Raw genomic sequence first — 10,684 nt, 5'->3', positions numbered from 1 at the left:
GACAGGAACACCGCACACAGCGTGTGATAAATGGACTAGATAAGAGCAAATTTAAGGTTTTTTATGGGCTAAATCCTGGCTCAAAAAGCTTTGAGAAGCAAATAGAGTGTGAATTCGTTGAGTTTAATCTCAAAAAGTCTTTCAATATCTTTGAAATTTTAAAAATTTGCAAATTTGTAAAGCAAAATAATATAAAAATCATCTCAACTCACTCGGGCAAAGACGGCACAATAGGCGCTATAGTGGGCAAAATTTGTGGCGTTAGCGTGGTTCGCACTAGGCATTTGCAGCTGCCCATAACATCGCCTTTGCCTTATAATCTAAGTACAAAAGTAGTCGGCGTGTGTGACTCAGTTTGCGCTGATCTTATCAAAAGAGGCGTGAAAAAAGAGAAGGTGCTAAAAATTTACACTGGCATTGATACGCAAAAGTACACACCAGAATTTAAGATAAATATGAAAAAAGAATTTGGCCTAAGTGACGATGTAGTGGGTGTTTGTATCGTGGCAGTGCTAAGGGCAGCTAAAAATCATAAGCTCTTAATCGATGCATTTGATGAGCTAAATTTAGAAAAGTCAGCTCTCTTTATCGTAGGTGACGGTCCTCAAAATGAGAATCTAAAAGAGTATATAAAAGATAAAAAAAATATCTTTATGCTCGGCAATAGAACCGATGTGAGTGATTTTTTGGGCTCACTTGATATCTGTGTGCTACCTTCAGACATGGAGGCGATCGGTGGGGCGCTGCTTGAGGCGTCTTCGTGTAAGCTAGCTACAATCGGAAGCGACGTGGGTGGTCTTGGCGAGGCAGTAAGCGACGGAAAGAGTGGATTTTTATTTCAAAATGGCGATAAAGAGGGGCTAAAAAAGGTACTTGAAAGGCTCATTTTGGATGAAAATTTAAGAAAACAGATGGGCGAGTTTGGCAGAGAGTATGTAAAAGAGACATTTAGTATCGAAAAAATGATAGAGAACACACAAAATTTATATATGGAGCTTGTAAAATGAGCGTACCAGTTTTGATGTATCACCACGTGCTTAAAAAGAGCGGATTTATCGCTAGTAGCGTGGATGAGTTTAAATCGCATATGAAATTTCTAGCTGAAAATGACTATAAAACGCTAAGTATAAATGAGTTTATCGCTTATAAAAAAGGCGAGCTCGAGGTGCCAAAAAAGAGCGTTTGTATAACATTTGATGATGGTTGGATGGATAACTACATTTATGCCTATCCTATTGTGAAGGAATTTGGGCTAAAGGCAAATATTTTTATAATTACTGGCTGGATAGAAGCGGCACAAAAGGCACACGAGATGAGGCCTGCTAGCTTTTTAAATGTCGATCACAACGAGTGCAAGAGGCTTGCTCCAAGTAGGCCGCAAGATGTGATATTAAATTTAGAGCAGATCGAGAAGATGAGGGAATGCTTTTATTTTCACTCGCATACGCATGGACATTTTGATGGCTACTTTGGGCAGCTTAGTCTGGACGAGGAATTTGGCCTTTGCCGTGAATTTATGAAGAAAAATTTTGGCTTTGATGACGACGCACTTTGCTGGCCGCGTGGCAAATATAACGAAGAGTATCTAAGCACTGCTAAAAAGCACGGTTACAACGCGTTTTTCACTACAAAACGTGGCATTAATAAAGCTGATGGCAATCTTGAAGAGATAAAGCGCATTGTTACAAAACGTGATGAAAAGTGGCTAAAAAAGACTATGTTTATATATCAAAATGATATTTTAGGCTCGATCTACGCGGCTATAAGGTCTTAGTGGTTTAAATCATTTGGTAAAAATTTTCTCATTTTTGGCTATATGCTTCTCGTAGAATCTTGAAACCTTGTATGAAAAATTTTTATTATATTTTTTAAAAAGAGAATTTATCTTCTCTTTTTGCTTTCTTTGCATCTCTAAAGTAGAGTTGTTAAGCTCGTCTGGATGAGAAAAGATATTGCTAAAGTACATTTTAAGTTCAGTATTTCTTAAAATAGCCTCCCATTTATCGGCCCCATAAAGACCATCTTTATAAAAATCAAGTAGAGATTTTGCACTTTTTCTTGTTAAGATATAGGCTGCTGTCCTATAAATACTACTATATGAGTATGGTGAGATAAGATATAAATTTTCTTTTATTTTTTTACCAAAAGCACGAAACCTACTATTTAAACCATCTTGCACACCGCATATCAAAATACTATACCTACCTATATCTTTGCATAGCAAAAAGGCCTCATTTATTAGTTCGTCATTTCCAATAACATCATCCTCTAATATTAAAGTAAATTCCGCGTCGCTTTGTAAAAAATCCTCATAGGCTTTTATATGTGACATTGTGCAGGCTAGCTCACCCGGAGTTGCTACTAATGGTGGTATTTTAAATTTATACTTTTCGTCGCATGATTTTAGTAGGCAATCTATCATGGCTTTGTAGTACTCATTGACGCTAAAATTTTTAGCATCAACTGCGTCTATTATTTTAAATTCATCATATCTGTTAAATTGTTTTTGTAAATTTTGCCTACGCTCTTCATCTCTTTTTAGTGATATAACATAGATAGGATAGTTCACTTTTTACTCCAGTGATTTTATAAATATTTCGCTTTATTGGCGATTTTAACTCTAATTTAAATTTATACTCAAGACCTGCTAGATCAAGCTCATTTGTGTATATATGCTTTTGAGTGTTGTCTGGATCTTCACCGGAGTTTCTCTTATAAATTCCGGCTATTCGAGCTTCTTCATCAGCATTTAAAACACAAAGTATATCGCATTTGCTGATGCGTGCAAGAGGGTTGGCACTTGCGTAGATCACAACCTTTACAAATGGCATGATAAATTTAAAAAATGGCTTTAACTCATCTTGATGATCACTTTTGATTTTTATCTTTGGACGAGCTATAAATAAATTTAGACTCATTACATCATCATCGATTACAGCGATTTGATAAGGTTTAAAGTTTTTAAATCCATTTTTTCTAATTTGTTTTGCAAGTGTGCTTTTGCCACTGCCGTGAAGCCCAGTAAGAGCGATTAAGACTTGTTTTTTATCTTTTAAAATTTCTTTACAAGCCTCGTTTAATGCTTCAAGCATTATTTATAGCCTCTATTTCTAAAATTTGAATATAAATTTCCTAGCACTGGCGTAGAATAGATAAAAAGTTTCTTTTTAACTCTAAAAATGTAATCACTCTCGCTTTTTGCATTGTTTGATATATCTATGCGTCTTATCTTAAATTTATCATCTCCTACGCAAAATCCACCATCTATCACACTAAAAGCAAAGTCATAATACTCTCTTACAACTTTTAGTGAAAGCTCGTTAAAGTGCCCTTTTGGAAAGCAAAAGCCAAATTCTTGTTTTTCAGGAAATAGCTCTTTTATTTTAGTAAGCGAGCTTGAAAATTCCTCTCTTAACTTTGTTTCATCGTTACTTTTGCAAGAAAAGTGGCTCGCTGTATGGCTATCAAACTCAAAAAGCCCGCTCTCTTGCATCTGCCTGATCTCGTCTAAATTTAAAAAATACTCCGCGTCTTTATCATAATTGATCTCTTTATGTTTTTTAAATGCAAAGTCGTAGTCTTGCCTTTTAAAATCTTTGATCTTATCTGTTATCAAAAAGCAAACAGCTGGAATTTTTAACTCTTTTAGGATGGGAAATGCAAATTTATAATTATCAAAATATCCATCATCAAAAGTTAGTAAAATATTCTTTTTAGAGGCTTTTGCTCGGCCACTAGCTATATCTTTAAACTGAGCATAATTTATAAATTTATAGCCCTCATCTAACGCCATCAAAAGCGCCTTTTTAAATAGCTCTGGTTTAATGGCAAAGTCATTTTCATTGTTATTACAGTGGTGCATCGTTAGCACGCAAACTGGGTAGTTCATTTTTGCTCCAGTAAATTTTTAATAGCTTCTTTTAGCACCTTATGGCTAAAGTTTTCATCCACAAATTTAAAGGCGTTTTGTGAGTAAATTTTGGCTTTTTCAGGCTCGCCTATCAGCTCTAAAATACACTCTTTTAGTGAAACTTTATCTAAATTTTTAGCACAAAGCCCACGCTCTTTATCTTTAACTAGTACGTTCATCGGCGCATTATCATAGACCACTATAGGTACTTTTGAGCTCATCGCCTCAAGTAAGACCGTACCAAGCCCCTCAGAGTGCGAGGCAAATACATAGGTATCAAAGCCTTTTATGATATTTGCCGCATCTTTTCTAAAACCAGTAAATATAATCTTATCTTTATTGCTAAAAATCGAGGCAATCGCATTTTTTATGCTTTCACTGATATTTCCTGAAAAAACTATTGTGGCGTCCTTCTCTTTTAAAATCTCTTTTGCTGCATTTGCGAAGTCGTAGACACCTTTCTTGCGGTAAAGCGAGGTAAAAGTGCCGATGACTAGCTCGTTTTTGGCGATATGAAACTCATCTCTAAAAGTGCTTGTTGTAGCATCTATCGCCTCCACATCGACTGTACTTGGCATAAAAACTAGCTCATCTTCTCTAACGCCAATACTTAGCAGATACTCTTTGACGCTATCTGAGATGTATAAAATTTTATCAAATAGTCTTTTGTGCATTAGTTTTGAAAGAAAGCCTTTTATAGGAAAAAGATTATGCCTTTCCTTGTAAAATTTAACGCCCCTTTTGCGGTAAAAAAGCCCAGCTATGGCCCCAACCCAGCTATCAGTCGAGCCATGTGTGATCACGATATCTATCTTGTTCGAGCTTACCGCTTCGCAAAGTACTGGTACGCTTTTATGAAAATTTTTCTTATTCATCTCTTGTGCTATAACACTAAAGCCTTCTTCTTTTGCAATGCTTTCTATCTGAGAATTTGGGTTGCAAAAAAGTATGACATTGTGACCCATCTCACGCATAAAACGCATCTCGTTTAGTGTCTTATTTTGCTCGCCACCCCAGTTAAAAAGTGTCTGCGTGTGGAGGATATTCATTGCGCTAGCTCCAAATTTGATCTTATCTTTGCTTTTATCTGCCCCATCTCATCGCTAAAGTCCATTAAAGTATTCTCAACACCGTGCTCTTTTATACCTTCTTTGTCGCAAGGCACAAAGTCCCAGTCTTTTTGATAGACGATGTGCTTGCCCATGCTTTGGATGCCATTTTGCGCTGTGTATCCATTTTCCATGAGTGAGTTATCCCAAGGCCCCCACTCAAAAGCATTACTTGGACCAAAAAAGGCTATGACTGGTACATCATTTGCAGCGGCAATGTGCATGATGGCGGTATCAACACCGATAAAAAGGCTTGAATGCTTTGATAGGGCGATCGTTTGTTTCAAATTTAGCTTACCACCTAAATTTATGGGCTCACTCTTGCAAATTTTTAGTACGCTTGCTAGCTTTTCAAGTTCATTTTCTTTATTGTCGCTTGTTAGCACGACCTTTACACCAAGCTCATTTTCGCAGTAGTCAATGAGCTCTGCCATGCTCTCATCATTTGCGCATTTAAACATCCAGCGGCTTGTAAGATGCATATGAACAAAGCGTTTTGGTAAATTTAGATGCTCCACACTCTCATCTGAAAATACACTCACCTTTTTGCTAACCGGTTTAAATCCCAAAGCCCTTAAAGCGTTTAGATTATGATCGATCGTATGTGAAAAATTTTCATAGTATTTTGCTTTAACATTTAGAAGTTTATTTATTGATTGATTTTTGCCAAGAAAGCCTACTATTTTTTTGATCTTTGCGTATTTTGAGATGATGACGCCGCGGTCTCCAGTGGTCGTTTGCACCGCCATATCGTACTTCTCTTTTTTGATCGCTCTTATAAATTTTAGCTCGGTAATTAGCTTTTTAAAAAAGCCAGAATTTGCACTTTGCCTATCGTAAATGTGGATTTTATTTATATAAGGATTGCCTTCTATCATCGCTTCTGTACCTTTATTTAGGGCGAAGTCGATGGTTGCATCTGGGTAATAATGGTGCAAATTTTCAATAAGAGGCGTGGTTAAAAGCACGTCGCCGATGTTTCTAAATTTAATTACAAGTATTTTCATTTTATATATTTCCAAAATGTGTACTGAGCGTAAAGTCTAGCGATAACATAGCCCGCAAAGCCCTCTTTAAAGCCACCTTTTAGCACGTAAAGCTTAAAAAATGTCCAAGCTGGGCTTGTAAGCGCCTTTAGTAAATTTCTTTTTGCGCCCATGCTTGAGTAGCGATTTTGCTTGGAGATAAACTGCTCGATACTCTCATACGCGTAGTGTAAAAAGTGATTTTTAAGCATTCCAAGCTTTTGTGAGCCGTCATTGAAAATGACCTTTTCATGCACGGCTCTGCCATCAAATTTGGCAAAATTTTTATTAAAAAGTCTTATTGTGTAGTCTGGATAGAGCCCCATATTTTTGATCGCTTTGCCAAAGAAAAAATTTAGCCTAGCTACGTTGTAAGCCATAAATTTTGGCTCTTTTAGTGTATATATGATCTCGTTTTTAAGTTCGTCCGTGATTACCTCATCACTATCAAGCACAAAGATCCACTCATTTTTAGCTAGATCCACGCCCTTTTGCTTTTGCGCGCCAAATCCCAGCCAAGCTTGCTCGTGAAATCTCACGTTGCTAAAGCCATCACAAATTTGCCTTGTGCTATCTTTTGAGCCGCTATCAACCACGATGACCTCATCAGCAAAATTTGTACTTTCTAGCACTTCTTGTAGATATTTTTGGCTGTTGAAAGTTAAGATGACGATACTTAGCATTTATACTCATTTTCGTAAAATCTCTTAAACCTTTGGTGAAACCAAAAGTACTCCTCAGGTCTTGCTCTAACCATCTCTTCGCACGCGCTGCACTGCATTTGCGTTACTTTTTGCACTGCCTCTTCTTTGTCAAATTTATTTATATCAATGGCTGGCGAAAAACAAATTTCGCTTATACTTTCATCTTTTTGATAGATAAATGCATTAATTATTAGTGCGTTTGTCTTTTGCGCTAGCACGCTCGCAGCTGGTGTGTGAAGCACATCTTTTTCAAAGAATTTCACCTTTATGCCATCTTTTGGAGCGGTATTTTGATCGACTAAAATTCCCACTATTCGCCTAGCTTTTAGCGCTTTTAAAATATCTTTTGCGCCGCCATCTTTGTCAATGAGCTCCACATCAAACTGCGATCTATTTGCACTTAAAATTTTATCCATACTTTTACTATCAAGCTTTCTGCCAAGCACTGAGACTGCACCAAAGCGAGCTGCCATCGCTAGACTAAAAAGCTCCCACTGCCCAAAATGCGCAGTTGCAACGATAATAGGGCGGTCAAGCTTAAGCGCTTCAAGTAGATGATACTCGTTTTTAAAGCCTACCTTTTCAAGTACCTTTTGTTTTGTTGTGTTTTGATTTAGAATGAAATTTATACCAAGATATTTTGCAAAGTTGTAGTAGCATTTTTTGGCGATCACAAGCTTCTCTTCCTTGGTTTTTGACTCACCAAATGCAAGATTTAAATTTGTCATAACGATATGAAATCTCTTTTTTTTAAGTTTCATAAACGCAAACGCTAAAAATTTAGCGAGCAAATCTCTAAGTGAGCTAGGCAGTAAAAATATAAAAAATTTTAAAATATAAAAGCCAGCCAGATAGAGCCTATCCATTTAGTAGCCTTTTTGCAAAATTTGCAACCGTTTCTGGGAAAATTTCTCTTATGCAAAAGTCGTTTTTATCGATACTTCTCGCGTCTATTTGCTTGCCCATATCTATAACTAAATTTTTATCCGTGATGTAAGCATTTCTGTGGCTTGGACGGTTGCCAAAAAGCGTGATAGAAGGCCTATTCATCGCCCAAGCAAGGTGCGTTAGACCACTATCGTTGCCAATTACTAAATCACAGCTTGCAATGAAGCTTATCATCTCTTTTATGCTAAGTTTTTCAAGTAGCTTTGCTGAGGTGCCTGAGATGATCGCCTCAGCTCTTACTTTTTCGCTCTCACTTCCGTAGCAAAGGTAAATTTCACACTCTTCAAGTAGCCTAATCACGTCTTTAAATTTGTTATAAATTTTGCTCTCTTCGCTTGCGAATGCAGCGATTAAAACACGTTTTTTACCACTTTCGTTTTTATAAATTTCACTTGCTTCAAAGCAAGGCGCTTTTTCTAAAATTTCACTTGCTTCAAAGCTAAAATTTAGAGCAAAAGCCACAAGTGCCAAATTTCTAATGATTATATTTTCGTTGTAATCAATTTTAAATTTATGTCTATAAAGCCTGGCTGCGATCTTTTCTTTTACACTTTCTCTGCTAAAGCCATAAGTTTGCTTGCCTATTATTTTTGCGACGACGGCTGATTTAAAAAGCCCTTGCAGATCGATCACTTTGTCAAATTTACCAAGCGTTTTTAGTATCTTGTAGCTTTGTTTAAAGCTTTGTTTAAGCGGTAAAACGACTAGCTCGTCGATAAGCGGATGATCTTTTAAAAGGCTTGCAAAACGAGCATCAACTAGCCATGTGATGTGAGCATTTGGGCAGTGCTTTTTGATAAACTGAAGCACTATCGCCGCATGGACAATGTCACCAAGTGCTGATAGCTTTACAATGGCTATTTTTAGTTGATTTTTGTTTTGCATTGATCACTTTAGATATAAATTTTTGGTATGATTTTAAGAAAAAATGCTTAAAAAAGGGCTAAAATGGCAAAAAGCTACATCTGTGTCTTTGACTGCGAGACTATACCCGATGCAAATTTGATAAGAAAAATTTATGGCATTGACGGAAGTGATGAAGATGTGAGTATCCAGGCGATGGCTTTACAAAAAGAGGCTAGTGGAAGTGAGTTTTTACCTGTGATGTTTCATAGGGTCGTGGCGATCTCTGCGGTAATTGCTGATGAGTACGGCAAATTTTTAAAAGTTAGCACGATGGAGGGCAGGGACGAGCGCGAGATCATCGCTAAATTTTTAAAATTTATAAATGACTACAATCCAAGGCTTGTTAGCTTTAATGGAAGGGGTTTTGACCTACCGATGCTAATGGTGCATGCGATGCGCTACAACCTAAACGCGGCAGCGTATTACGAGAGCGAAAACAAAGAGCTAAACAAAAACAAATGGGAAAATTATAGAGCAAGGTATTCGCCTAAATTTCACCTTGATTTGCTTGATTTTATAAGCGATTTTGGAAGTGTGAGAGGACTAAAGCTCGATACTCTTTGTGCTAGTTTAAATTTACCTGGCAAGTACGACGTGCACGGCGATCAAGTGCTTGAGCTCTACTATGCAGGTGAGCTTGATAAGATCAACGAATACTGCGAAAGTGACGTGCTTAATACCTACTGGCTCTTTTTAAAATTTGAGCTTTTACAAGCAAATATCTTGCAAGATGACTACATAAATCATCTAAGCGTGATGAGTGAATTTTTGGCTAAAAACTGCTCACATAGGGGATATACCGAAGTCTTTTGCGAAGCCATAAAAGATGAGCTAGCTAGACTTAATGGCAAGCTTGATTATGAGATCAAGGTTCAAAAAGAAAGTGAGGATTACGATGAATTTGATGATTTTAGTGATCTTGACGGCACAAAAGATACGCCAGAGCAGCTAAACGAGCGTTTGGCAAGACAAGGACTTGATGGGCTTTTAAAAAAAGCTAGTGAGGTTGCGTCAGCTGTCAAAAAAGATAAGAGCTTTATCGAAGAGAAACTACCTGAAATAAATTTGGACGAAGAGTAGAAATTCTACGCTTTTAGGCTGTAAAATATCTTTTGCTACTTTATGGAATTAATATCCTGATCCGCGGAATATCACGGATATTCAAATCCAAATTCATACTCTTTTAAAACTCCATTAGAAAAGATGAATTTCTCGTAGTAGAGTGGCATATCAAATTCTTGCAAGAGTTTGCTTTCATTTTGCTCAGTGATGTAGGTGACGATAGAGGTGGCATTTTCTTCTTGTAGATCGTTTGGTTTACCTAGCTTCTTTAAAATTTGCTCTTGTTTGTCGCCAAGTTTGATACCAGAATTTGTAGTAAAATCTTTTATTATATTTGCTTTTCGCAAAATATTTCTGATGATAATTGGGTCACCTATGACTGCTAAGTTACCGTTACCCCACTATTTTCTGTTTGTTCAAATTTTTAGTTCAATGTTTTATAGTAGCTTTGCTAGACATTAAGAGCTCAAAAACATATAAATTTTGTCCTATAAATATATTTACTTTTTAATATGTTACTCAAATTACCTAGTTACTGCTTATTTTTTCATAAAATTTTTTCTCATGTCATTAAGAATTTTTGGAGTGATTTGATTTATATAAAGTCTATTCTTTTTACCATGATCTACGTAGTAATTTTCTACTTTATTAATTTTTTCATCGTTTGTAGTTTCATCTATATATCCAAATTTCCAAGTGTACTCATACAAATAAAATTCCGAGGCTAATTTTTTAAAAAGTATATAAAAGTCCACTATATTTCCGTCTCTGTCTTGAGTTCCGCCTTTAAACTCAATTATATTACCACTAGCCGTAACGCTCCACATAGACATATCGTCATAACAAAAACTCCATTTTTTTGTCTTGTTTTTGTAAATAATCGCGCACTCTTTTATATCTATCGCGCGACCTAGATTGTCGTCGTTATAATTACGTAAAATTTTTACAGAATAGCTATCACTACCTATTTTAAAATAATAGTTAGATGCGTCTTTGTATTTAAAATTTAGTATTTCATCT

The 10,684-nt window shown here is 36.3% G+C and carries 13 protein-coding genes; 3 read left to right on the top strand and 10 right to left on the bottom strand.

The features are described 5' to 3' along the window. Nucleotides 1–1,007 (top strand): glycosyltransferase family 4 protein (locus tag F3H01_RS08900; protein WP_149725538.1); only part of this gene is annotated, 1,007 nt, incomplete at its 5' end. Then, nucleotides 1,004–1,774: a polysaccharide deacetylase family protein gene (locus tag F3H01_RS08895; protein WP_149725537.1), complete on the top strand. Its 771-nt coding sequence runs from the start codon at nt 1,004–1,006 to the stop codon at nt 1,772–1,774. The genes F3H01_RS08900 and F3H01_RS08895, both read left to right, overlap by 4 nt. 9 nt (nt 1,775–1,783) lie before the next feature. Here F3H01_RS08895 and F3H01_RS08890 read toward each other — a convergent pair whose 3' ends face one another. From F3H01_RS08890 to waaC, 8 genes are read right to left on the bottom strand one after another with little or no spacing between them, the layout of a single operon-like run. Further along, nucleotides 1,784–2,569: a glycosyltransferase family 25 protein gene (locus F3H01_RS08890; RefSeq protein ID WP_103588495.1), complete on the bottom strand. Its 786-nt coding sequence runs from the start codon at nt 2,567–2,569 to the stop codon at nt 1,784–1,786. Next, complete coding sequence (locus F3H01_RS08885; protein WP_149725536.1) at nt 2,529–3,092, bottom strand: nucleoside/nucleotide kinase family protein; 564 nt, start codon at nt 3,090–3,092, stop codon at nt 2,529–2,531. Before F3H01_RS08885 ends, F3H01_RS08890 begins: the two co-directional genes overlap by 41 nt. Further along, nucleotides 3,092–3,889, bottom strand: a complete 798-nt coding sequence (locus F3H01_RS08880; RefSeq protein WP_149725535.1) for a polysaccharide deacetylase family protein — start codon at nt 3,887–3,889, stop codon at nt 3,092–3,094. The genes F3H01_RS08885 and F3H01_RS08880 overlap by 1 nt, the downstream gene beginning before the upstream one ends. After that, nucleotides 3,886–4,959: a glycosyltransferase family 4 protein gene (locus F3H01_RS08875; RefSeq protein ID WP_149725534.1), complete on the bottom strand. Its 1,074-nt coding sequence runs from the start codon at nt 4,957–4,959 to the stop codon at nt 3,886–3,888. The genes F3H01_RS08880 and F3H01_RS08875 overlap by 4 nt, the downstream gene beginning before the upstream one ends. After that, a complete protein-coding gene (gene rfaQ, locus F3H01_RS08870) occupies nt 4,956–6,026 on the bottom strand; it encodes a putative lipopolysaccharide heptosyltransferase III (protein ID WP_149725533.1) in 1,071 nt (356 codons plus the stop codon). The genes F3H01_RS08875 and rfaQ overlap by 4 nt, the downstream gene beginning before the upstream one ends. After that, on the bottom strand, nt 6,023–6,727 hold the full coding sequence (locus tag F3H01_RS08865; protein WP_149725532.1) for a glycosyltransferase family 2 protein: 705 nt from the start codon (nt 6,725–6,727) through the stop codon (nt 6,023–6,025). The genes rfaQ and F3H01_RS08865 overlap by 4 nt, the downstream gene beginning before the upstream one ends. Further along, on the bottom strand, nt 6,721–7,614 hold the full coding sequence (locus tag F3H01_RS08860) for a lipid A biosynthesis lauroyl acyltransferase (RefSeq protein WP_149725531.1): 894 nt from the start codon (nt 7,612–7,614) through the stop codon (nt 6,721–6,723). The genes F3H01_RS08865 and F3H01_RS08860 overlap by 7 nt, the downstream gene beginning before the upstream one ends. Beyond that, on the bottom strand, nt 7,607–8,581 hold the full coding sequence (gene waaC, locus F3H01_RS08855; RefSeq protein ID WP_149725530.1) for a lipopolysaccharide heptosyltransferase I: 975 nt from the start codon (nt 8,579–8,581) through the stop codon (nt 7,607–7,609). Before waaC ends, F3H01_RS08860 begins: the two co-directional genes overlap by 8 nt. A gap of 63 nt (nt 8,582–8,644) precedes the next feature. Here waaC and F3H01_RS08850 point away from each other — a divergent pair, with 63 nt between their 5' ends. Continuing rightward, a complete protein-coding gene (locus F3H01_RS08850) occupies nt 8,645–9,682 on the top strand; it encodes a 3'-5' exonuclease (RefSeq protein WP_149725529.1) in 1,038 nt (345 codons plus the stop codon). Between the two features lie 71 nt (nt 9,683–9,753). Here the strand turns inward: F3H01_RS08850 and F3H01_RS08845 are convergent, their stop codons facing one another. Beyond that, complete coding sequence (locus F3H01_RS08845) at nt 9,754–10,011, bottom strand: hypothetical protein (protein ID WP_199906720.1); 258 nt, start codon at nt 10,009–10,011, stop codon at nt 9,754–9,756. Nucleotides 10,012–10,203: 192 nt separating this feature from the next. Then, on the bottom strand, nt 10,204–10,684 hold a 481-nt coding region (locus tag F3H01_RS09275; protein WP_188116375.1), incomplete at its 5' end, for a hypothetical protein.

Origin of the sequence: Campylobacter concisus (assembly GCF_902460875.1) — a bacterium.
GTDB lineage: Bacteria > Campylobacterota > Campylobacteria > Campylobacterales > Campylobacteraceae > Campylobacter_A > Campylobacter_A concisus_AA.
The sequence above is the reverse complement of the archived record's forward strand: the minus strand, read 5'-3'. Positions and strand labels throughout refer to the sequence as shown.